Below are 24,032 nucleotides of genomic sequence, written 5' to 3'. Positions count from 1 at the left end.
GAACAATCATTCCAAAAAGACCCCCTCCGGTTCAGGAGGGGGTCTTTTTGCGTTAACGTCTCCCCACCATGTCCGAGCTCGGTGGAGAGGCACGAACCGTTGCAGAACCTGACGCTTACCTGGCAGTCCGCCGGGGGTACCGCGGCCGTGCTCTACGGGGGCTCGTTCGTGGCGGCCCGGGTGCGGCGGCCCGGTGTCTCGACGGTCCTGCGGGAGGCCGGCACCCTGCTCGCGCTGTTCTCGCTCTGGCAGCTGGTCGGACGCCTCTCGCTGATGAGCACCGAACACGCCCTGGACCGCGCCCGCTGGATCCACGCGACGGAACTGGCGGCCGGGCTGCCGGACGAAGCCTCCTGGCAGTCGGCGGTGACGCCGTACCCGGTGCTGGTGAAGCTCGCGAACTACTACTACGCGTCGATGCACTTCACCGTGATGATCGCGGTGCTGGTCTGGGTCTTCCTCAGACACCGGGAGCGGTACGCCTGGGTGCGGACCACGGTGGTGATCACGACGGCGGTCTGTCTGGCCGTCCAGTTCATCCCGGTGGCGCCGCCCCGGATGCTGCCGGAGAAGGGGTTCGTCGACGTCGCGGCGGAGTACGGGCAGTCGGTGTACGGCGGTGGGGTCGGCGGGCTGGTGCAGGCCGCGCAGCTGTCGGCGATGCCGTCCGTCCATGTGGCGTGGTGCGTGCTGGTGGCGGTCGCGGTGGTGCGGGTCTCGCGGAGCCCGCTGCGCTGGTTGATGGTGCTGCACCCGGTGCTGACGGTCGCGGTCGTGGTGGTGACGGCCAACCACTTCTGGGCGGACGGTCTGGTCGCGGTGGCGATCCTGCTGCTGGCGTACGCGGCGCAGAGCGGCTTCGCGCGCTGGCGGGCCCGGAGCACGGCGGACGTCCGGCCGGAGGCCGGACGGGACCGGGTGGGTGCCCGCGGCTGAGCGGGCGCGCGGCATGCCGGTGGGCCGGGCCCCGTGGGGGGAGGGTCCGGCCCACCGGTGCACCCGCCGTTACTTGACCGGCAGGGCGTCACGGCCCCACGCGCTGTTGGTCAGCGACGCGGTGGCCCAGTACCAGGCCGCCAGCCCGGAGGCTGCGGCGATCCAGCCGGCCGCCTTGGCGAGGCCGCCGGAGGTGTTGAAGGTGGCGATCGCGGAGAGGAACAGCGAGACCGTCAGCAGGCCGTAGACCGCGCGGCTGAGCAGACCGGCGTTCCAGCTGGCCGCGGTCAGGGTGAGTGCGAGCAGGGCCCACAGCAGCAGGAACAGGCCGGCCGCGTTCTTGCCGGCGCCGGAGGCCGTGGACCAGGTGGCCCAGAAGGCGCCGAGGCTGGTGAAGGCCGTCCCGGTGAAGCCCTCGCCGCCGCGGAGCTGCCAGAGGCCGGCGACGAACAGGGTGATGCCGCCGAGGATGTGGGCGAGATGGGCCGAGTTCGCCGCGGCTGTGCCGCTGAACAGGCCGGTCGAGAGAACGCCGTAGGCGAGGAGGGTCAGGCCGAGTGCGAGGTAACCGAGGTTACCCGCGTCGGCGCCGGTGGAGCGGGCGTTCAGTGCCCCGGTAGCTTCATTGCTCACCGGAGGCTCCTTTCACTCATGGGCGCGCGCAAGGGCGCAGTGAACGCGGGATGAGTTTCGATGAGGTGAAGGCGCGCGACCGCGCCGGGTGCGCACGGCTGGAGCGTGCGACGGCTGCGGTCAGAAAGCTGGGCCAGCGAAAGAGCCGCTGGTCACGTCCCCTCCGGGGGATTCCCCGGTGAGATCGGTGTACCCACGGTGAGCGGGCTTGTACCCTTGTGAATCGCACATTTTGTGTCGCCGGCCCGTCGCGGATCGTTCAGGCTGCGACAGCCGGTCGGACAGGCCCGGTCGGGCTCAGGTGGTCCGCTGGGTGGGCACCCGCAGGGTGAGGATGGCCATGTCGTCGGACGGCGGCTCGGGGGCGAAGCGTTCGACCGCCCGCTGCACGCGCAGCGCGACCGCCCCGGCGGTGAGGCCGGTGCAGCCGGTGAGCACCTCGGCGAGACCGTCGTCGCCCAGCATCCGCAGGCCCTCGCGGCGCTCGGTGACGCCGTCGGTGACGCAGAGCAGGACCTCGCCGGGGTGGAGCACCAGGTGCTCGGCGGTGAGGTCGAGCTCGTCCATGACGCCGAGCAGCGGCTGCGGGGTGGCGGCCCGGTCGACCCGGCCGTCGGTGCGCAGCCGCAGGGGCAGCGGATGGCCGGCGCAGACCATGGAGAGTTCGGTGCTGCCGTCGGGGCGGGGGGTCAGCTCGCCGTAGAGCAGGGTGAGGAAGCGGCTGCGCGAACCCTCGTCCAGGATGGCGGTGTTGAGCCGGCTGAGGACCTGCGGGGCGTCCAGGCCCTCGCGGGCGAGCAGTCGCAGCGAGTGCCGGGCGAGGCCGGTCACCGAGGCGGCCTCGGGGCCGGTGCCGCAGACGTCGCCGATGGCGAAGCCGTAGGTGCCCTCGCGGATCGGGAAGAGGTCGTAGAAGTCGCCGCCGACCTCGTTGCCCTCGCCGGCCGCCTGGTAGTAGACGTCCACCTCGACGCCCGGGATGTCGGGCAGGTCCGGCGGCAGCAGGCTGCGCTGCAGGGCCTGGCTGGTGGCCGTGCGCTCGGAGTAGAGCCGGGAGTTGTCCAGGGCGAGGGCGGCCCGGCGGGAGAGGTCCTCGGCGAGTTCCAGGACCTCCTGGCGGAACCGGACGCCGGCCGGGGTGCCGAGGGCGAGCAGGCCGATCACCCGGTTGCGGGCGGTCAGTGGCAGGACGACGGTCTCGCCGAGGAGGCCGCCGAGGCCGGGCTCGTCGGCGAAGCCGCTGCCGTCGGCGGTCTCGGTGGGGCCGGCCCAGAAGCGGGCGCCGTGGGTGGGGCCGGTGTCCGGGGCGGCGGTCTTGTCGAGCAGGGCGCGCAGCGGGTCGATCCGGTCCTCGTCCTCGTGCAGGACGAAGGCCAGCGAGGCGGGGGCGCCGTGGTCGCCGTTGGTGTAGACGGCGCACCAGGAGGCGAGGGTGGGGACGGCCATCTGGGCCATCAGGGCGAGGGTCTGCTCGTGTTCGAGGGTGCCGGCCAGCAGGTCGGAGGCTTCGACCAGGAAGGACAGCGAGCCGCGGCGCAGCCGTTCGAGCTCGGTGAGCCGGGTGGACTCGACGGCTAGGGCGAGCCGGTCGGCGGCGGACTGCAGCCGCAGCGCGTCCTCGTTGTCGTAGCGGCCGGGGGCGGCGGTGGCGATGCCGAGCGAGCCGATCAGCCGGCCCTCCACCTTGAGCGGGACGGTGAGCAGGGAGCGCAGCGCGCTGCCGTCCAGGACGCTGCGGCCGGTGGGCCGGGCGGTGAGGTCCTCGTGCACCGAGGGGAGGCGGGGCGAGTCGTAGCGGTTGCCGGTGTCGACCGGGAAGCGGGTGTGCGGCCGGATCGCGGCGGGCAGTCCGGTGGTGGCGCGGAGCTCGAACTCGGTCTCGTCCTCGGTGGTGAGCAGCAGGTAGGCGGCGTCGGCGTCGAGCAGGTCGCGGGCGCGTTCGACGGTGTGCTGCAGCAGGGTGTCGAGGTCCTCGCCGCTGGCGAGGCCGGCCAGCAGGTCGAGCCGGGGTGCCGGTTCGGCGCGGTCGCCGGGCAGGGCGCGGGCGGGGGAGCGCAGGACGGCGCGCTCGTCGTCGAGGACCAGCAGGCAGAGCGTGGACGGGGTGCCGTCGGTGTCGCGCAGGCGGACCTGGACGCCGTAGACGTCGACGGTGGTGCCGTCGGCGCGGCGCAGCGCGTAGCCGCCCTCCCAGCGGGCGAGCCGCAGGGTGGCGGCGAGGCCGAGGCCGGCCTCGGCGGGCTGCGGCCAGACGGCGAGGTCGGCCCAGGGGCGGCCGAGCACGGTGTCGGCGGGGTGCTGGAACAGCGCCTCGGCGTCGGGGTTCCAGGCGAGTACCCGGCCGTCGTCGTCGAGCTGGACGACGGCGACGTGCACCGGGCCGCTGCTGCGGGGCAGTTCGCCGCCGGGGGCGGCGGGCAGCGCGTAGCGGGTGCCGGCGGTGTGCGCGGGCAGGGCGAGCCGGAACCAGACGGTCTTGCGGCCGGAGCCGTACTCGACGCCCCAGCGTTCGGCGAGGGCGGCGCACATCAGCAGGCCCCGGCCGCCCTCGCCGTCGGCGTCGGCGTAGTGGTCGGAGGCGGTGGTGGGGACGTCGGCGAAGGTGGGCAGGCCGCGTTCGGGGTGGTGGTCGGTGACCTCGATCCTGACCGTGCCGTCCTCGCGCAGGCAGCAGACCTCGGCGGCGGTGCCGGCGTGCACGACGGCGTTGGTGACGAGTTCGCTGACCAGGACCACGGCGTCGTCGACGACCTCGGGCAGGCCCCAGCCCAGCAGCGCGTCCCGGACGAAGGCGCGGGCGGCGGAGGCCGACCGGCCCACGGGTTCGAAGGTGGCGGCTGCGCGCGCGGTGACCACGTTGCCACGTCTCCTCTGCTCTGGCCCTGACTGCCCGGGGGTCGGCCTCGACTCCCGGTGCGTGCCGGCGGGTGGCGGCGACGCTGGGGCGGGTCGGTGGCCCGGTGCAGCGCTCCACCCTACTTTCCGCTTGGTTCCCCGTGGGGGCGGGGCGTCGAAACAGGCACCGGAGGGTGATTCTGCCCACCCGTTTCGGACCGGGCGGTACCAACCGAGCGCAACCGGTCTTGTACCGGGCGCGAGTGCTGCCAGACTGGGGGGTCCGCGATGTCCGTTCGGAGCAGTACGGTCGTTGCGGGTTCCGGTGGACCCGAGGGGCCCACCGGGACGTACACCGGGACGGTTCCCGGCGGCGGGCCCCGGCGGGGCGCGGCCGCGGGGGCCCGGACAGTTCACGATCTGGGAGGGGCCCGTTGAGTTCGGCCACCAAGGACGCAACCGGTACGACGCCGCCCGCTCAGCGTGGCGGGCGGTCCGGGGCCGCGCCGCGGAGCGCGGCCGGTCGGCGTGCCAACCACAACCGCGGCGCCGAGCCGGCCGAGCTGCGCAAGCTGCTGGCCGCGCTGACGGCGATGCGGGACGGAAACTTCCGGCGCCGGCTGACGGTGCCCGGGGACGGACCGCTGGCGGAGATCGCCGCGGTGTTCAACGAGGTGGCGGAGCGCAACCAGCACCTGACGGGCGAGCTGGCCCGGGTGCGCCGCGCGGTGGGCCGCGAGGGCCGGCTGAACGAGCGGCTGGAGACCGGGGCCGGCGAGGGCGCCTGGATGGCGGCGGTCGACAACTGCAACGCGCTGATCGACGACCTGGCGCGGCCGATGGCCGAGGTGGGCCGGGTGCTGAGCTCGATCGCCGAGGGCGACCTGGACCAGAAGATGGAGCTGCGCTCGCTGCACAGCAACGGGGTGAGCCACCCGTTGCGCGGCGAGTACCTGAAGATCGGCCGTACCGTCAACGGGCTGGTGGACCAGCTGTCGGAGTTCACCGACGAGGTGACCCGGGTGGCCCGCGAGGTCGGTACCGAGGGCAAGCTGGGCGGCCAGGCGAAGGTCCGCAGCGTCTCCGGCAGCTGGAAGGACCTCGCGGACTCGGTCAACACCATGGCCGGCCGGCTGACGGCGCAGGTGCGCAACATCGCGCAGGTGACGACCGCGGTGGCCAAGGGCGACCTGTCCCGCAAGGTGACGGTCGAAGTGGCCGGCGAGATGCTGGAGCTGAAGAACACCGTCAACACGATGGTGGACCAGCTGAACGGCTTCGCGGCCCAGGTGACCAGCGTGGCCCGGGACGTGGGTACCGAGGGCCGGCTGGGCGGCCAGGCGCAGGTGCCGGGTGTCGCCGGGGTCTGGCGGGACCTCACCGACTCGGTGAACTTCATGGCGGACAACCTGACGGGTCAGGTCCGCAGCATCGCCCAGGTGACCACGGCGGTGGCGCGCGGCGACCTCTCGCAGAAGATCGAGGTGGACGCGCGCGGGGAGATCCTGGAGCTGAAGAACACCATCAACACGATGGTGGACCAGCTCTCGGGCTTCGCCGAGCAGGTGACCCGGGTGGCCCGGCAGGTGGGTACCGAGGGGCGGCTCGGGGGTCAGGCGCAGGTGCCGTGGGCGGCCGGGGTCTGGCGGGACCTCACCGACAACGTCAACTTCATGGCGAACAACCTCACCGACCAGGTGCGGAACATCGCCCAGGTGACCACGGCGGTGGCCCGGGGCGACCTCTCGCAGAAGATCCAGGTGGACGCCCGGGGCGAGATCCTGGAGCTGAAGAACACCATCAACACCATGGTCGACCAGTTGTCCTCGTTCGCGGACGAGGTGACCAGGGTGGCCAGGGACGTCGGCACCGAGGGCATCCTCGGCGGTCAGGCGAGCGTGCCGGGGGTGTCCGGCACCTGGAAGGACCTCACCAACAGCGTCAACCTGATGGCCAACAACCTGACCAGCCAGGTCCGCAACATCGCCGAGGTGACCACCGCGGTGGCCCGCGGGGACGTCTCGAAGAAGATCACCGTCGATGCCCGGGGCGAGATCCTGGAGCTGGTCACCACCGTGAACACCATGGTGGACCAGTTGTCGGCGTTCGCCGACGAGGTGACCCGGGTGGCGCGCGAGGTGGGTACCGAGGGCAACCTCGGCGGCCAGGCCCGGGTGCGTGGGGTGTCGGGCATCTGGAAGGACCTGACCGACAACGTCAACTTCATGGCCTCGAACCTCACCAGCCAGGTGCGGAACATCGCCGAGGTGGCGACGGCGGTGGCCTCGGGCGACCTCTCCAAGAAGATCACCATCGAGGCGCAGGGCGAGGTCGCGGCGCTGGCCGGGACGCTCAACACCATGGTCGACCAGCTGTCCGCGTTCGCGGTGGAGGTCACCCGGGTGGCCCGCGAGGTGGGCACCGACGGCATCCTGGGCGGCCAGGCGGGGGTGCCGGGCGTGGCCGGCATCTGGAAGGACCTGACCGACAACGTCAACCTGATGGCGAACAACCTGACCGGTCAGGTGCGGAACATCGCGCTGGTGATCACGGCGGTGGCGCGCGGCGACCTGTCGCAGAAGATCGACGTCGACGCGCGCGGCGAGATCCTGGAGCTCAAGACCAGCATCAACACCATGGTGGACCAGCTGTCGGCGTTCGCCGACGAGGTCACCCGGGTCGCCCGCGAGGTGGGTACCGACGGGCGGCTCGGCGGTCAGGCCCGGGTGCCGGGCGTGGACGGCACCTGGCAGGACCTCACCGAGTCCGTCAACGAGCTGGCGAACAACCTCACCCGGCAGGTGCGCGCGATCGCCCAGGTCGCCACCGCGGTGACCCGGGGCGACCTGTCGCTGCGGATCGACGTGGACGCCGCCGGCGAGCTCGACGAGCTCAAGGACAACATCAACCAGATGATCGCCAACCTGCGCGAGACCACCCGCACCAACCAGGAGCAGGACTGGCTGAAGACCAACCTGGCCCGGATCTCCGGTCTGCTCCAGGGCCGGCGCGATCTGGAGGCGGTGGCCTCGCTGATCATGACCGAGCTCACCCCGGTGGTCTCGGCCCAGCACGGCGCCTTCTTCCTCGCCCAGCCGGCCGGCCGCACCGCCGAGCTGATCACGGAGGACGACGACGAGAACGACACCGTGCTGCGGCTGATCGGCAGCTACGGCTACCAGCGCCGGGCGATGCCGACCACCTTCCACCCCGGTGAGTCGCTGATCGGCCAGGCCGCGGTGGAGAAGCGGGCGATCATCCTCAAGGAGGCGCCGCCCGGGTACCTGAAGATCGCCTCCGGTCTGGGCGAGGCCTCACCGGCCCACATCGTGGTGCTGCCGGTGCTGTTCGAGGGCCGGCTGCTGGGGGTGATCGAGCTGGCCACCTTCAGCTCCTTCACCACCGTCGCGCTGGACTTCCTCAACCAGATCGCCGACCTCATCGGCGTCACCGTCAACACCATCAGCGTCAACACCAAGACCGAGGGCCTGCTGCTGGAGTCCCAGCGGCTGACCGCGGAACTCTCGATGCGGTCGGCGGAGTTGGAGGCGCGCCAGGAGGAACTGGAGCGCACCAACGAGGAGTTGCAGGAGAAGGCCGAGCAACTCGCTCAGCAGAACCGTGACATCGAGATCAAGAACAGCGAGATCGAGGAGGCGCGGCAGGTGCTGGAGGAGCGCGCCGAACAGCTCGCGCTGGCCTCCCGGTACAAGAGCGAGTTCCTCGCCAACATGTCGCACGAGCTGCGGACCCCGCTGAACTCGCTGCTGATCCTGGCCAAGCTGCTCTCCGACAACAACGAGGGCAACCTCTCGCCCAAGCAGGTCGAGTTCGCCGACACCATTCACGGCGCCGGGTCCGACCTGCTCCAGCTGATCAACGACATCCTCGACCTGTCCAAGGTGGAGGCGGGCAAGATGGACGTCCGGCCGGCCCGGATCGCCCTCGTCCAGCTGGTCGACTACGTCGAGGCGACCTTCCAGCCGGTCGCGCTGGACAAGAACCTGGAGTTCGAGGTGCGGGTCTCGCCGGCCCTGCCGGTCACCCTGCACACCGACGAGCAGCGGCTCCAGCAGGTGCTGCGCAACCTCATCTCCAACGCGGTGAAGTTCACCGACACCGGCGCCGTGGACTTCTCGATCAGCCCGGCCGGCGGGGGCGTGCCGCAGCACGTGCGCGAGCAGCTGTTGGAGGCGGGCGCGATCGAGGGGCCGGACGATCCGCTGATCGCCTTCACCGTGTCGGACACCGGGATCGGCATTCCGGGCGACAAGCTGCGGGAGATCTTCGAGCCGTTCCGGCAGGCCGACGGCACCACCAGCCGCAAGTACGGCGGCACCGGCCTCGGGCTGTCGATCAGCCGGGAGATCGCCCGGCTGCTCGGCGGCGAGATCCACGCCGAGAGCGAGTTGGGCAAGGGCTCGACCTTCACCCTGTACCTGCCGCTGCGCAGCGAGGCCCCGGGCACCGGCGGCCAGGGGCCGGGCGCGCCCGCGCTGCGCGCCTCGGTCGGGGTGACCCCGGTCGGGACGCCGGTGCCGGTGGGGGAGAACCCGGCCGACCACTGGGCGCAGGAGGTGCGCGAGCTGGTCGAGGTCCGCCGCCGGGGCGCGGTCGAGCGCCGCCGCGGCGCGGCCCTGGACGTGCCGCCCGCCGGGGGCCGGTCCACCCCGGCCCGGCCCGCCGGCCTCCGCCCGGCCGAGGGGCGGGCGGCCGAGGGGCGCACCCTGGAGACCGCCCCGGCGGTCCGGTCCGCCGGCCGCGGCGACATCCGGTTCGACGGCGAGCAGGTGCTGATCGTCGACGACGACGTGCGCAATGTGTTCGCCCTCACCAGCGTGCTGGAGCAGCACGGCCTGACCGTGCTGTACGCGGAGAACGGCCGTGAGGGCATCGAGATGCTGGAGCAGCACGAGAACGTGGCGCTGGTCCTGATGGACATCATGATGCCGGAGATGGACGGCTACGCGACCACCGAGGCGATCCGGCGGATGCCCCAGTTCGCCGGTCTGCCGATCATCGCGCTGACCGCCAAGGCGATGAAGGGCGACAAGGAGAAGTCCCTGGCGGCCGGTGCCACCGACCACATCACCAAGCCGGTGGAGACCGACCACCTGCTGTCGGTGATGCACGAGTGGCTCACCCTCCGGAAGTCCTGAGGGCAGCGTGTCCGGTGCCCACCGGGCCCCGGAGAAGGCCGAGTTCGGCCCGTTCGAATGGCGGGGGCGTGAATCGCGGAGTACGCTCCGGGGTTCACGCCGGTGGGTGGGCGGTTTGCTGGCGGGGAGGGTCGGGAACCGGGTAGGGTCACCGATCGTTGCGAACAGTGACCGAGTGACGACTCGCTGGTGAGCGTACGCCGGTGCACTGGCTGCGCACCGCTCCGGATCCGGACGCGACGGAGCGATGTGCCGGGCGAGGGGGTGCGGCTAGCATGACCGGGGTAGTGGTGGGCAGTACGCGGGTGCCTTCCCCAGGTAGGCAGGCGACAGGAGGGCGCGTCGTAATGCAGAAGGCGAAGATCCTCCTGGTCGACGACCGGCCGGAGAACCTCCTGGCACTGGAGGCGATCCTCTCGGCGCTGGACCAGACGCTGGTACGGGCCGCCTCCGGCGAGGAGGCGCTCAAGGCGTTGCTCACCGACGATTTCGCGGTGATCCTGCTGGACGTCCAGATGCCGGGGATGGACGGCTTCGAGACGGCCGCCCACATCAAGCGCCGCGAGCGCACCCGGGACATCCCGATCATCTTCCTGACCGCGATCAACCACGGGCCGCACCACACCTTCCGCGGCTACGCGGCCGGCGCGGTCGACTACATCTCGAAGCCCTTCGACCCCTGGGTGCTGCGCGCCAAGGTCTCGGTCTTCGTCGATCTCTACATGAAGAACTGCCAGCTGAAGGAGCAGGCGGCGCTGCTGCGGCTGCAGCTGGAGGCGACCGGCGCCGAGCCCGCCATCGGCGGTGCGCTGCTCGGCGAGCTGTCGGCCCGGCTGGCCGCCGTCGAGGAGCAGGCCGAGTCGCTGACCAAGCAGCTGGACGGCACCGAGGACGGCGGGGTGGCGGCCACCGCGGCGCACCTGGAGCGCAAGCTGACCGGGCTCCGGCGGGCGCTGGACGCCCTGCGCCCCGGTGCCGACTGAGGCACGCCGGGCCCGGAGCCGAGGGCGGGCCGGAAGGCCCGTCGGTGCTCGCCCGTCCGGGTGAACACGACCGGTGTGACGGTGTGTCGGCGACACGTCCGGGCACCCCGGACGGACGACATGGGCACAGCTCGCGTGCCCCGGTAGGCTGCTGACCCATGGCCACACGCACGCCCGGAAGCGCGGCACGCAACCCGAGTCCGGGACCGTCCAAGAAGGCCGCGGCGAAGGCTCCGGCCAAGCCGCCCGCGAAGAAGGCGGCCGCCAAGAAGGCAGCCCCGGCGAAGAAGGCGGCGGCCAAGCAGGCCCCGCCGCCGCCCCCGCCCCGGCCGATACTCTTCCGGGCCGTGCGCGCCGTCTGGCTCGGCGCGGCGCACAGCATCGGCGCGGTCTTCCGCGGCTTCGGCGACGGCGCGAAGAACCTCGACCCGGCGCACCGCAAGGACGGCATCGGCCTGCTGCTGTTCGCGCTGGCCCTGGTGACCGCCGCCGGTACCTGGTTCAGCCCGCAGGGCTGGCTGGGCGAGGCGGCCACCGCCGTGGTCTCCGGCCTGTTCGGCCGGCTCGACGCGCTGGTGCCCTTCCTGCTGGCCGCGGTGGCGGTCCGGCTGCTGCGCCACCCCGAGCTGCCGGAGGCCAACGGACGGATCATGATCGGTCTGAGCACACTGCTGGTCGGGGTGCTCGGCCTGGTCCACATCGGCTGCGGAGCGCCCGGGATGGGCAGTGGCGCGACCCGGATAAGGACCGCCGGCGGGATCATCGGCTGGGCCGCGTCCACCCCGATGATGGCCGCTGCCGGGCCGGCCCTCGCGGTGCCGCTGCTCCTGCTGCTCGCCTTCTTCGGCCTGCTGGTCACCACCGCCACCCCGGTCAACCGGATCCCGGAGCGGATCCGCGCGGTCGGCGTCCGGCTCGGCGTGGTCGAGGCCGGTCCGCAGGACACCGGGGCCGAGGGGCGCACGCCGGAGCGCGAGTTCTCCCACGACCCGCCGGAGGACGCCGACCCGTCCGCCCTGCCCTTCACCGTGGACACCGACGGTGAGGACCCGACCGACGAGGTGGCCGCCCGCCGGCGCCGCCGCAGGCGCAGGCCGGAGCCGGCCGAGGCGCCCGCCGACGAGCCGGACATGTTCGCCAAGGAGGCCCTGGACCCCTACGCCACCCGGGACATCGCCGCCGGCGCCGCCGCCGACCTGGACGGCGCGCTGGTCTACGGCGTGCCCGCCTCCTCGGCGGTGGCGGACATGATGCACCAGGTGCAGGACCGCACCGCCCCGCCGGAGGAGCCCGCCGTCCCGGCCGCCAGGACCGGCGGCCCCGGCCCCGGCGCCCCCGAGGAGCACGGCCCGGCACCGGTCCGGACGGAGCAGCTCCAGCTCTCCGAGGGGCTCAGCTACGCGCTGCCCCCGCTCGACCTGCTGGAGCGCGGCGGCCCGGCCAAGGCCCGCAGCGCCCTCAACGACGAGGTGGTGGCCCAGCTCACCGGGACCTTCGGCGAGTTCAAGGTGGACGCCAGGGTGACCGGCTTCACCCGCGGCCCGACGGTCACCCGCTACGAGGTCGAGCTCGGCCCCGCCGTCAAGGTCGAGCGGATCACCGCGCTGGCCAAGAACATCGCCTACGCGGTGGCCAGCCCGGACGTGCGGATCATCAGCCCGATCCCGGGCAAGTCCGCGGTCGGCATCGAGATCCCGAACCGGGACCGGGAGATGGTCAACCTCGGCGACCTGCTGCGCTCGCGCACCGCCGCCGAGGACACCCACCCGATGGTCGTCGGCATGGGCAAGGACGTCGAGGGCCACACCGTGATGGCCAACCTCGCCAAGATGCCGCACATCCTGGTGGCCGGTGCGACCGGCGCGGGCAAGTCGTCCTGCATCAACTGCCTGATCACCTCGATCCTCGCCCGGGCCACCCCGGACGAGGTGCGGATGGTGCTGGTCGACCCCAAGCGGGTCGAGCTGACCGCGTACGAGGGCATCCCGCACCTCATCACGCCGATCATCACCAACCCGAAGAAGGCCGCCGAGGCCCTCCAGTGGGTGGTCCGCGAGATGGACCTGCGCTACGACGACCTCGCGGCGTTCGGTTTCCGCCATGTGGACGACTTCAACGCGGCGGTCCGGGCCGGCACCGTCACCCCGCCGCTCGGCAGCGAGCGCGAGCTGACGCCGTACCCGTACCTGCTGGTGATCGTCGACGAGCTGGCCGACCTGATGATGGTCGCGCCGCGCGACGTCGAGGACTCGGTGGTCCGGATCACCCAGCTCGCCCGCGCGGCCGGCATCCACCTGGTGCTGGCCACCCAGCGGCCCTCGGTGGACGTGGTCACCGGTCTGATCAAGGCCAATGTGCCGTCCCGGCTGGCCTTCGCCACCTCGGCGATGGCCGACTCCCGGGTCATCCTGGACCAGCCCGGCGCGGAGAAGCTGATCGGCAAGGGCGACGCGCTGTTCCTGCCGATGGGGGCGAGCAAGCCGATCCGGATGCAGGGCGCGTTCGTCACCGAGGCCGAGATCGCCGCGGTGGTGAAGCACTGCAAGGAGCAGACCTCGGTCGCATACCGCGCGGACGTGACGGTCGGCGGCGGGCCCAAGAAGGAGATCGACGAGGAGATCGGCGACGACCTGGAGCTGCTGATCCAGGCGGCCGAACTGGTCGTCTCCACCCAGTTCGGCTCCACCTCGATGCTGCAGCGCAAGCTGCGGGTCGGTTTCGCCAAGGCCGGCCGGCTGATGGACCTGATGGAGTCGCGCGGCATCGTGGGGCCGAGCGAGGGCTCCAAGGCCCGCGACGTACTGGTGCAGCCGGACGAGCTGGACGGGGTGATCGTCGCCATCCGCGGCTGACGGCGCCGCGGTGGCCGGAGGGTGCGGTGCCGGGGCGCGGAGGAGTGTTCACCCGTTCGGACCGGGGTAGGCGGCGGGGGCGGAACCGATCGGGTGCGGACGGCGTCCCACGGGCAACGGCCGATGCGCCACCCCGGCAAGGGGGTCCCGGAGACGGCGGCCCCCGTACCGACGGACAGTCAGTGCACGCCCGGCCCCCGGCCGGGGCGGGCGAACGCATTCGGGCCTGTTCCGCTTGAGAAACGATCCGCTCGCGCCCCTAGACTGTTCCCCAGCAGGTGGCCAACCGCTCGAAAGGCGTGCACCGTGACCATCGGCAAGTCCCCCGACCGCGAGAACGCCCCGTCCTCCGCGCTGCCCTCCGGCACCGCGGAACAGACGGCCGATGCGCCGAGCATCGGCCGGGTGCTGTCCGCCGCCCGGATCGACGCCGGGCTCACGGTGGATCAGGTGAGCAGTGCCACCCGCGTGCGGGTGCCGATCGTGCACGCCATCGAGGAGGACGACTTCGGTCGCTGCGGCGGTGACTTCTACGCCCGCGGCCACATCCGGGCGATCGCCCAGCTGGTCCGCGTCGACGGCGAGGCCCTGGTGGCCCGCTACGACGCCGCGCACGGCGGCTCCCCGGCCTCCAAGCGGCCCACCGAGCTGATCGAGAGCGGCCCGATCAAGGTCCCCGGCCGGGGCCGCCCGAACTGGACGGCGGCGATGGTCGCCGCGATCGTCGCGGTCGTCGGAGTGATCGGCTTCAACCTGGTGAGCGGCAAGTCCGGCGTCGGCACCACCGGCTCCGCCAGCGCCCCGCTGCCCTCCGGCTCCGGCACCGGCTCGGTCGCCGCGGTGGCCCCGGCGCCCACCCCGACGGTCCAGCCGCCCGCGCCGGCGCCCAGCGCCGCCGCGATCGCCGCCGCCCCGGCCGACAAGGTCACCGTGAAGCTGGTCGCCGAGAAGGACACCAGCTGGGTCTCGGCGGTGGACGGCACCGGGAAGTCGCTGTTCCAGAACAACATCGGTGAAGGTCAGGACCAGACCTTCACCGACCCCAAGCAGATCAAGCTGGTGATCGGCAACGCCGGCGCCGTGCACGTGTACGTCAACGGCAAGGATCTCGGTCCGGCGGGCAAGAACGGCCAGGTGGTGCACGTCACGTACACCCCCGGAGACCCGCAGGCGGGCTGATGGCGAGGGGCGTCCGACCGGTCGGGAACCCGGCCGGACCCAACGCGTGGCCTCCGGGGCGAACGGCTCCGGCGGCCGCGCGTTAATCTTGGCCCTATGCCTGATCGCCGTACTGTCGCCCTTGTCACGCTCGGATGCGCCCGCAACGAGGTGGACTCCGAGGAACTCGCCGGGCGACTGGAGGCCGACGGCTGGTTGCTCGTGGACGACGCAGCCGAAGCCGACGTCGCCGTCGTCAACACCTGTGGCTTCGTCGAGGCCGCCAAGAAGGACTCCGTCGACGCCCTCCTGGAGGCCAACGACCTCAAGGGTCACGGCCGCACCCAGGCCGTCGTCGCGGTCGGCTGCATGGCCGAGCGCTACGGCAAGGAGCTGGCCGACGCGCTGCCCGAGGCCGACGGTGTGCTCGGCTTCGACGACTACTCGGACATCTCCGACCGCCTGCAGACCATCCTGTCCGGCGGCCACCACGCCCCGCACCTGCCGCGCGACCGCCGCAAGCTGCTCCCGCTGAGCCCCGTCGAGCGCCAGGCCGCCGCGGCCGAGGTGGCCGTGCCCGGTCACGGCGCCCCCGAGGACCTGCCGGACGGCCTCGCGCCCGCCTCCGGGCCGCGCACCCTGCGCAAGCGCCTGGACGACAACCCGGTCGCCTCCGTCAAGCTCGCCTCCGGCTGCGACCGGCGCTGCTCGTTCTGCGCCATCCCGGCCTTCCGGGGCTCGTTCATCTCCCGCCGCCCCTCGGACGTGCTGCACGAGGCCCAGTGGCTCGCCGGGGAGGGCGTCCGCGAGGTCGTCCTGGTCAGCGAGAACAACACCTCGTACGGCAAGGACCTCGGCGACATCCGACTGCTGGAGACCCTGCTCGGCGAGGTCGCCTCGATCGAGGGTGTGGAGCGGGTCCGGGTGTCCTACCTCCAGCCCGCCGAGATGCGCCCCGGGCTGATCGACGCCATGACCGGCACTGCGGACGTGGTGCCCTACTTCGACCTGTCGTTCCAGCACTCCGCCCCGGCCGTGCTGCGGCGGATGCGGCGCTTCGGCTCCACCGACCAGTTCCTGGAACTGCTCGGCTCGATCCGCGGCAAGGCCCCGCAGGCCGGCGCCCGGTCCAACTTCATCGTCGGCTTCCCCGGCGAGACCGAGGCGGACTTCGCCGAGCTGGAGCGCTTCGTGACCCACGCCGGGCTGGACGCGATCGGCGTCTTCGGCTACTCCGACGAGGACGGCACCGAGGCCGCCGGCTACGACGGCAAGCTGCCGGAGGACGTGGTCGCCGACCGCCTGGCCCGGCTCACCCGGCTCGCCGAGGAGATGACCGCCCAGCGCGCCGAGCAGCGGATCGGCACCGAGATCGAGGTGCTGGTCGAGTCGATCGACGGGGACGTGGTCGAGGGCCGAGCCGCCCACCAGGCCCCCGAGACGGACGGCCTCACCACCCTGCTCGGGGTCGAGGACCCCGAGGTCGGGCAGTTCTACCGGGCCCGGGTCGTCGCCAGCGAGGGCGTCGACCTGGTCGCCGAGGCGCTGGAGCAGGTGCGGGTCCGCCGGGCGCCCGGAGTCGGGGCATGACCCAGGGGCCAGGCGCCCCGGCCGCGGCCCACCCGGGCAGACCGGCGGCCGTGGCGCCGCCGGCGCCGGGGATCTGGAACATCGCGAACGTGCTGACCATGGTCCGGCTGCTGCTGGTCCCGGTCTTCGTCACCCTGCTGTTCGCCGACGGCGGGCACGACCCCAAGTGGCGCTCGGTGGCCTGGGCCTCCTTCGCGGTCGCGATGATCACCGATCTGTTCGACGGCGAGCTGGCCCGGCGCAAGGGCCTGGTCACCGACTTCGGCAAGATCGCCGATCCGATCGCGGACAAGACGATCATGGGCGCGGCGCTGATCGGGCTCTCGGTGCTGGGGGACCTCCCCTGGTGGATCACCGTGGTGATCCTGGCCCGCGAGCTCGGCATCACGCTGATGCGGTTCTGGGTGATCCGCTTCGGCGTGATCCCGGCCAGCCGGGGCGGCAAGATCAAGACGCTCACCCAGGGCATCGCGGTCGGCATGTACGTGCTGGAACTGGACGGCTGGCTGGCCACCGCCAGGGCCCTGCTGATGGGGGTCGCGGTACTGCTGACCGTCGGCACCGCGCTGGACTACGTGGGGCAGGCACTGCGGCTGCGCCGGGAGGGTCTGGCCGCACGGCGCACGACCGGGTGAAACCCGGGGCGAAGCGGCTCCCCGGCGGCCCTCCGGGCCCACAATGACGGGTACTCCGGGGTGGGCCCGGGGGAACGCGAGGGAGGGACGTCGGGATGAGCGGCGGAGCCGGGGCGGCCTCCGGGTCGACGGATGTCGGACCGGTCGGTTCCGGGCCGGGTGATTTCGGTCTGGCCGCGCGGGTGCACGCCGGGCTGCGGGCGGAGGGCGGCACGGTGGCCGTCGCCGAGTCGCTGACCGGCGGACTGCTGGCGGCCGCGCTGGTGGACGTCCCCGGGGCCTCCGCGACCTTCCGGGGCTCGGTGACCGCGTACGCGACCGAGCTGAAGGCCTCGGTGCTCGGGGTCGACGAGGGACTGCTGGCGGTCCACGGCCCGGTCCACCCCGTGGTGGCCCGGCAGATGGCCGAGGGCGTGCGGAAGCTGCTCGGCGCCACCTACGGGCTCGCGACCACCGGAGTGGCCGGTCCGGAGCCCCAGGACGGGCAGCCGGTCGGCACGGTACACCTCGCGGTGGCCGGCCCGGGGGGAAGTCTGGTCAGTTCGCCCCGGTTGTCGGGGGAGCGTGCCACAATCCGTCACAGGGCGGTGACCGCCGCTCTGGAGCTGCTCGTAGGGCGGCTCCCGTCCGGTACGTCCACGCACTGAGCGTCGTCCGCACTGTCGTCACCGTGCCTCCGACCGTCCACGCACCACCTCCGACCCGGCTCCCGCAGACGGCCGCTCGCAGGATCTCCACCGAACCGAGATCCGCCGAACTGCCGTGCGGGCATCGGACAACTGCAGGATCGTGTTACATCGGAGGCCCTGGTTGGGCAGAAACCAGGTGGCGAACGAGTGGCGCGGCGGTGACCCGGTGCCGCCCGGAGGGTACGACGGGGTGCCCATCGGCCCGGGCGCGACACCGAAACAGGGGAGGGGACAGCCTTGCAGCCCAGAGTGAACACGACCATGGTCCCCGCACGCGAAGCGGGCAAGGCGGTACGGTGGGGGCGTGACATCTCGATCCGCAGTCCGAGGAGGGAGGCACCGATGATCCTGCTCCGTCGCCTACTGGGCGATGTACTGCGTCGGCAGCGCCAGCGCCAGGGCCGCACACTCCGCGAGGTGTCGGCGGCAGCCAGGGTTTCGCTCGGATACCTCTCCGAGGTCGAGCGGGGACAGAAGGAGGCCTCCTCGGAGCTGCTCTCCGCCATCTGCGACGCACTCGACGTCCGGATGTCCGAGGTCATGCGCGAGGTCAGCGACGAACTGTCGCTCGCCGAACTTGCGGCGATGGCCACGCTCTCCGAAGGTGAACTGCTGAGGCCGGTGCTCGAACCGGTACCGCTGCCGGCCCCCGGTGTCGACCGGGCGAACATGTCGCCCAAGGCCGCCGCGATGGACGTGGTCGCCGCCTGACCCGGCCTCGGAGCGGGCCCTCTGCGGCCCGGGTCGAGCGAAGGAGGCGGTCGTGCGGAATGCGGCGGCGATGCGTGCCGGGGCCCGAATACGGCTCCGGCGGGTGCGGTCCGGGCGGCTCCCGGTGCTGCTGGCTCTCCTGACGGTCCTGGCCGTCGGGTCCGGCTGGTGGCTCTCGGCGGGCGGCGGACGGCTGCCCGACGGGGCGATGCTCGGGCTGCTGGCGGCCGGAGGCTGGGGCCTCGGGTTGATCCCGGTCCATGCGGACAGATGGTCCACCGGCCCCTCGCGGCGCCGGACGGCTGAGCCGATCGGACCAGCGGAGGCCGAGTCCCCGATCGGATGAGATCGGGTGGGATCGGCCGAACAGAACGCGGACGAGGGCCGCGGGACTTCCGGGTCCCGCGGCCCTCGTTGTACGTCCGGGTGTTGCCGGTGGGCCGGGGCGGGTGCTTTTCGGTCGCTTCCGGGTGATTTCCGGTCCCCTTGCGCAGGTGCTGTCGGGCCGCCGGTGCCGTCGGCGCTGCCTGTGCCGTCTGAGCTGCCTGTGCCGTCGGGGTCGCCGGGGTCGCCGGTGCTCCGCTCAGGGGCGCAGCCGCAGACCGCGCGGGGTCGGGTGGAAGCCCGCCTCCTCCAGGGCGGCGCCGAGCGCGGAGCCGAGGGCGGGCTCGCCGTTGGCCCGTTCGACGGTCACGCTGCCCAGTGCCCCGGCCCGGGCCGCCCCGGCCAGCGCGGCCGCCGCGGCGGCCAGCGTCGCGCCGTCCTCCGGCCAGGCCAGCAGGGACTTGCCGCCGCGCTCGATGTACAGGCACAGCTCGCCGTCGACCAGGACCACCAGGGCACCGGCCTTCCGGCCCGGACGGTGTGCCTTGCCCGAGGTCTCGGCCGCCCCGGTGGGCGGCTCGGGCCAGGGCAGCGCGGCCCCGTAGGCGTTGGCCGGATCGGCGGCGGCCAGCACCAGGGCCTGTGGGGGCTCGGCGGACGGGGCGGCCGGCCACTCCACGCCCCGGGCCCGCTCCAGCCGGCCGTTGACCGAGCGCAGCCGGTCGGCGGCGCCCTCCATGGCGAACTGGGCGCCGCCCAGCCCCTCGACGAAGTAGCCCCGGCGGGCCCGGCCGCGCTCCTCCATCGCGGAGAGCACCCGGTAGACCCCGGCGAATCCGCCCGGGACCCGTTCGGCGACGACCGTGCCCCGGGTGAGCAGGCCGTGCCGGTCCAGCAGGCCCTGGGCCTGGGCGGTGGCCCGGAGGGTGGGGTCGGTGGTGAACGGGGGCAGCAGCGACCAGCGCCCGCCCACCGTCGGCGGGCCGCTGCGCAGGGCTCCGCCGAGTCGGCCGTGGGGCCGGCCGGCGCCGCCGTAGCGGCCGCGCGGGGTGGCCCGGGGCGCCCGGTGCGCGGTGGAGCCGGCCGTCCGCCCGGAGCCGAGCAGGGCCCGCAGCGGGGCCAGGGTGTCGTTGCTGACGTAACCGGCCCAGACGAGGTCCCACAGGGCCTCGACGATCTCCGGTTCGGGCGTCTCCGGGAGGTGCGCGACCAGTTGGCGGAAGAACAGGCCGTAGCCGCCGGCCAGTGCCTCCAGCAGGGCGGTGTGCACCGGGGTGACGGTGGGCGGGACGGGCTCGGGCCGCAGCAGATGGGCGTTCTCGGCCAGGTGCAGGCTGATCCAGCCGTCCTTGCCGGGGAGCGCGCCGGCGCCGGCCCAGCCGATCTCGCCGGCCGCCGTCAGCTCGTCGAGCAGGCCGGGGGAGTAGTCGGCCAACCGGGCCGGGAGGATCAGCTTCTCCAGCGCGGAGGCGGGCAGGGCGGCGCCCTGGAGCTGCTCGACCACCCGGAGCAGGCCGTCGGCTCCCCGCAGCCGGTGGCCGGCCAGGTGCTGCCACTGCGGCAGGAAGGCGGCCAGCGCCCGGGGCGGGACGGGCTCGACCTCCTGGCGCAGGGCCGCCAGCGAACGGCGGCGCAGTCGGCGCAGCACCTCGGCGTCGCACCACTCGACCGCGCCGGTGGGCCCGTCGGCGGGGGCGGCGTGCGGCCCTTCCGGAGCGGGGTGGTGGGTGCCGGGCGGGCGGAACTCGCCCTGGACCAGGCGGCCGGCGGCGGTGAGCCGGTGCAGGGTGCCGGTGACCACGGCGGTGCCGAGGCCGAAACGGGCGGCGGTCTCGGCCGCGGTGAACGGGCCGTGGGTGCGGGCGTGCCGGGCGAGCAGGTCGCCGAGCGGGTCCTTGACCGGTTCGGTGAAGGCCTCCGGCACGCCGACCGGGAGCGGGGTGCCGAGGGCGTCGCGCAGCCGGCCCGCGTCCTCGACGGCGGCCCAGCGCAGCTCGCCGGCGATCCGGACCTGGATCACCCGGCGGGCGGCCTCGAGCTCGAGGGCCAGGAGCGGTTCGGCGCCGCGGGCGGTCAGCTCGGCCTCGCTCAGCGGGCCGAGCAGGCGCAGCGCGTCGGCGACCCCCTCGGCGTCCTTGATCCGGCGCTCGGGGGTGAGCCGCTGGAGCTCGGCCTCCAGCTCGGCCAGGACCTCCGGGTCGAGCAGCTCCCGCAGCTCGGCCTGGCCGAGGAGTTCGGACAGCAGCCGGGAGTCGAGCGAGAGGGCGGCGGCGCGGCGCTCGGCGAGCGGGGAGTCGCCCTCGTAGAGGAACTGCGCGACGTAGCCGAAGAGCAATGAGCGGGCGAACGGGGAGGGCTCGGGGGTGGTGACCTCGACCAGCCGGACGGCCCGGGACTCGAGGTCGCCCATCAGCTCGACCAGGCCGGGGACGTCGAAGACGTCCTGGAGGCACTCGCGGACGGCCTCCAGGACGATCGGGAAGGAGCCGTACTCGGCGGCGACCTCCAGCAGCTGGGCGGCGCGCCGGCGCTGCTGCCAGAGCGGGGTGCGCTTGCCGGGGCTGCGGCGGGGGAGCAGCAGGGCGCGGCCGGCGCACTCGCGGAAGCGGGAGGCGAACAGGGCGGAGCCGCCGACCTGGTCGGTGACCAGCTGCTCGATCTCCTGCGGGTCGAACAGGGCGGCGTCGGCGCCGACCGGGGCGTCGTCGGTGACCGGTCCGGTGAGGGCGCCCGGTGCGGCGGCGGGGCCGCCGAAGTCGAAGTCGGGCGAGAGCAGGTCGGCGTCGGGCAGCCGCAGCACGATGCCGTCGTCCGCGTGCATGACCTGCGGGTCGAGGCCGTGCTTCTCGCGCAGCCGGGCGGCCAGGGCGAGCGCCCAGGGGGCGTGCACCTGGGCGCCGAACGGGGAGTGGACGACGATCCGCCAGTCGCCCAGCTCGTCGCGGAAGCGCTCGACCACGATGGTGCGGTCGTCGGGGAGGTGGCCGCAGGCGGCGCGCTGCTCGGCGAGGTAGTCGAGCAGGTTGGCGGCGGCCCAGTCGTCCAGGCCGGCCCGTTTCAGCCGCTCGGTGGCGGCCGCCGGGTCGAGTGCGCCGAGCTCGCGGGTGAAGGCGCCGAGGGCGCGGCCGAGTTCGAGCGGGCGGCCGAGGGTGTCGCCCTTCCAGAACGGCAGCCGGCCGGGGATCCCGGGGGCGGGGGTGACCAGCACCTTGTCGTGGGTGATGTCCTCGATCCGCCAGGAGGTGGTGCCGAGGGTGAAGACGTCGCCGACCCGGGACTCGTAGACCATCTCCTCGTCGAGCTCGCCGACCCGGCGCCCGCCGGCGCCCTTCCGGTCGTCCGTCCCGGCGATGAAGACGCCGAACAGGCCCCGGTCGGGGATGGTGCCGCCGGAGGTGACGGCGAGCCGCTGGGCGCCGGGGCGGCCGGTGACGGTGCCGGCCACCCGGTCCCAGACCAGGCGGGGGCGCAGCTCGGCGAAGGCGTCGGAGGGGTAGCGGCCGGCCAGCATGTCGAGCACCGCGTCGAAGGCGGACTGCGGCAGGGTCGCGAACGGCGCGGCCCGGCGGACCAGCGCGAGCAGGTCGTCGACCTGCCAGGTGTCCATCCCGGTCATCGCGACCAGCTGCTGCGCGAGGACGTCGAGCGGGTTGCGCGGGATGCGCAGCGCCTCGATCCGGCCGGCCCGCATCCGCTCGGTGACCACGGCGGACTGGACGAGGTCGCCCCGGTACTTGGGGAAGACGACGCCGGTGGAGACGGCGCCGACCTGGTGGCCGGCCCGCCCGACCCGCTGCAGGCCGGAGGCGACCGAGGGCGGGGACTCGACCTGGACCACCAGCTCGACGGCGCCCATGTCGATGCCCAGCTCCAGGCTGGAGGTGGCGACCACGGCGGGCAGCCGCCCGGCCTTGAGCTCCTCCTCGACCAGGGCGCGCTGCTCCTTGGAGACCGAGCCGTGGTGGGCCCGGGCGATCACCGGCGGGGCGCCGCGGGCGGCGCCGGAGCCGCCCATCAGGAGGGCGGGGGCGTGCGCCTCCGGCGGCGCCCCGCCGGCCCGCTCCAGGGCGATCTCGTTCAGCCGGTTGCAGAGCCGCTCGGCGAGGCGGCGGGAGTTGGCGAAGACGATGGTCGAGCGGTGGGCCTGGACGAGGTCGACGATGCGCTCCTCGACGTGCGGCCAGATGGAGGCCTTCCGCTGCGGGTCCTCGGCACCGGCGGCGCCGGTGGAGGGGGCGGCGGGCAGGTCGTCGAGGTCCGGGACGGGGACCACCACGGAGAGGTCGAACTCCTTGGTGGCGGGCGGCTGGACCACCTCGGCGCCGCGCCCGGGGCTGAGGAAGCGGGCCACCTCCTCGACCGGGCGGACCGTGGCGGACAGGCCGATCCGGCGGGCCGGGCGGTCGAGCAGCTCGTCCAGCCGCTCCAGGGAGAGGGCGAGGTGGGCGCCGCGCTTGGTGCCGGCGACGGCGTGCACCTCGTCCAGGATCACCGTGTCCACACCGCGCAGGGCCTCGCGGGCGGCGGAGGTGAGCAGCAGGAAGAGCGATTCGGGGGTGGTGATCAGGATGTCCGGCGGGTGGGTGGCGAAGCGCCGGCGGTCGGCGGCCGGGGTGTCGCCGGAGCGGATGCCGACCTGGACCTCCGGCTCGGGCAGGCCGAGCCGGACGGCGGCTTGGCGCAGGCCGGCCAGCGGGGCGCGGAGGTTGCGCTCGACGTCCACCGCGAGGGCCTTGAGCGGGGAGATGTAGAGCACCCGGCAGCGGCGGCCCGGCTCGGCCGGGGGCGGGGTGCTGCTGAGCCGGTCCAGCGCGGACAGGAAGGCCGCGAGGGTCTTGCCGGAGCCGGTGGGGGCGACCACGAGCACGTCGGCCTCCCGGCCGATGGCGCGCCAGGCCTCGGCCTGGGCGGCGGTCGGCGCGGAGAAGGCGCCCGTGAACCAGGCCCGGGTGGCCGGGGCGAAGCCGGCCAGCGGGTCGGCCGGGGGCGGGGTCGGGTGCTCGGTCGCCATGCCCCCATGGTGCCGGGTGGCACTGACAACGCGGGGCGGGCGGGGGCGGGGCGGTGGCCGTTCGGGGCAATCGGGCAGGCGAGTCGGACAAACCGACCATATGGTGATGATTCTTACCACCGTGATGCTCCTGTGATGATCAGCCCTCCGGTGGCCGGCCGCCTCCGGCGCGGCCGCCGGGACCGACGAGCGGAGACCGTGCCATGGCGCAGGCGGACCCGTCCGGCCGCGGCGGTCCTCTCCCCGGTCCCGGCCCTCTCCCGGCCCGCGGCGCCGGCCCGGTCCACGTGCCCGTCCGGGCGGCGGGTCCCGGCCGCCCGGTCCGGCGCCGGGGTCGGGGGCCGCTCCGGGTCCTGCTCGCGATGCTGCTGACCGCGCTGGTCGTCGGCGGGGCCGTGCCCTACGTCGCCGGGCCGGGCCGCTCCTACCTCAGCTACCTGGTGCTCGCCGAGCGGGCCGACGCCGACGGGGCCGCGCACGCGGCCGCCGAGGCCCGGGCCGCCGGGGGGCAGGTGG

Annotated in this window: 12 protein-coding genes; 9 read left to right on the top strand and 3 right to left on the bottom strand. The window is 73.7% G+C overall.

Features of this window, described 5'->3' with window-relative positions:
- Positions 1-99: 99 nt before the first annotated feature.
- Positions 100-936 (top strand): phosphatase PAP2 family protein, encoded by an 837-nt coding sequence (locus BI06_RS40715; protein WP_063764330.1) that lies wholly within the window; start codon positions 100-102, stop codon positions 934-936.
- A 69-nt stretch (positions 937-1,005) separates the two neighbouring features.
- Here BI06_RS40715 and BI06_RS40710 read toward each other — a convergent pair whose 3' ends face one another.
- Together BI06_RS40710 and BI06_RS40705 are read right to left on the bottom strand one after the other, a co-directional pair.
- A complete protein-coding gene (locus BI06_RS40710; RefSeq protein ID WP_030396690.1) occupies positions 1,006-1,569 on the bottom strand; it encodes a GPR1/FUN34/YaaH family transporter in 564 nt (187 codons plus the stop codon).
- A 297-nt stretch (positions 1,570-1,866) separates the two neighbouring features.
- Entirely contained in the window at positions 1,867-4,425 is a 2,559-nt protein-coding gene (locus BI06_RS40705; protein ID WP_030396689.1) for a SpoIIE family protein phosphatase, read from the bottom strand.
- A gap of 413 nt (positions 4,426-4,838) precedes the next feature.
- Between BI06_RS40705 and BI06_RS40700 the strand changes: the two genes are divergently transcribed.
- The 8 genes from BI06_RS40700 to BI06_RS40665 all read left to right on the top strand — a co-directional run bounded on the left by BI06_RS40700 (position 4,839) and on the right by BI06_RS40665 (position 18,181).
- Entirely contained in the window at positions 4,839-9,563 is a 4,725-nt protein-coding gene (locus BI06_RS40700) for a HAMP domain-containing protein (RefSeq protein WP_158516525.1), read from the top strand.
- 347 nt (positions 9,564-9,910) lie between these two features.
- A complete protein-coding gene (locus BI06_RS40695; RefSeq protein WP_043476985.1) occupies positions 9,911-10,546 on the top strand; it encodes a response regulator in 636 nt (211 codons plus the stop codon).
- Between the two features lie 158 nt (positions 10,547-10,704).
- Positions 10,705-13,398, top strand: coding sequence for a DNA translocase FtsK (locus BI06_RS40690; protein WP_043476982.1), 2,694 nt, complete (start codon positions 10,705-10,707; stop codon positions 13,396-13,398).
- A gap of 306 nt (positions 13,399-13,704) precedes the next feature.
- Positions 13,705-14,577, top strand: coding sequence for a RodZ domain-containing protein (locus tag BI06_RS40685; protein WP_078880427.1), 873 nt, complete (start codon positions 13,705-13,707; stop codon positions 14,575-14,577).
- Positions 14,578-14,673: 96 nt separating this feature from the next.
- A complete protein-coding gene (gene rimO, locus BI06_RS40680; RefSeq protein ID WP_051742870.1) occupies positions 14,674-16,146 on the top strand; it encodes a 30S ribosomal protein S12 methylthiotransferase RimO in 1,473 nt (490 codons plus the stop codon).
- Positions 16,143-16,781, top strand: a complete 639-nt coding sequence (gene pgsA / locus BI06_RS40675; protein ID WP_030396683.1) for a CDP-diacylglycerol--glycerol-3-phosphate 3-phosphatidyltransferase — start codon at positions 16,143-16,145, stop codon at positions 16,779-16,781. Before rimO ends, pgsA begins: the two co-directional genes overlap by 4 nt.
- Before the next feature lie 95 nt (positions 16,782-16,876).
- Positions 16,877-17,428, top strand: a complete 552-nt coding sequence (locus tag BI06_RS40670; RefSeq protein WP_078880426.1) for a CinA family protein — start codon at positions 16,877-16,879, stop codon at positions 17,426-17,428.
- A gap of 384 nt (positions 17,429-17,812) precedes the next feature.
- Positions 17,813-18,181 carry a helix-turn-helix domain-containing protein gene (locus BI06_RS40665; protein WP_030396681.1) on the top strand — a complete coding sequence of 123 codons (369 nt, stop codon included), beginning with the start codon at positions 17,813-17,815 and terminating at the stop codon, positions 18,179-18,181.
- Between the two features lie 583 nt (positions 18,182-18,764).
- Here the strand turns inward: BI06_RS40665 and BI06_RS40655 are convergent.
- Complete coding sequence (locus BI06_RS40655; protein WP_051742869.1) at positions 18,765-23,516, bottom strand: DEAD/DEAH box helicase; 4,752 nt, start codon at positions 23,514-23,516, stop codon at positions 18,765-18,767.
- Between the last annotated feature and the right edge of the window lie 516 nt (positions 23,517-24,032).

It is taken from the genome of Kitasatospora sp. MBT66 (assembly GCF_000710405.2).
Classification (GTDB): Bacteria; Actinomycetota; Actinomycetes; order Streptomycetales; family Streptomycetaceae; genus Kitasatospora; species Kitasatospora purpeofusca.
This window is presented reverse-complemented; position numbering and strand designations above follow the sequence as displayed.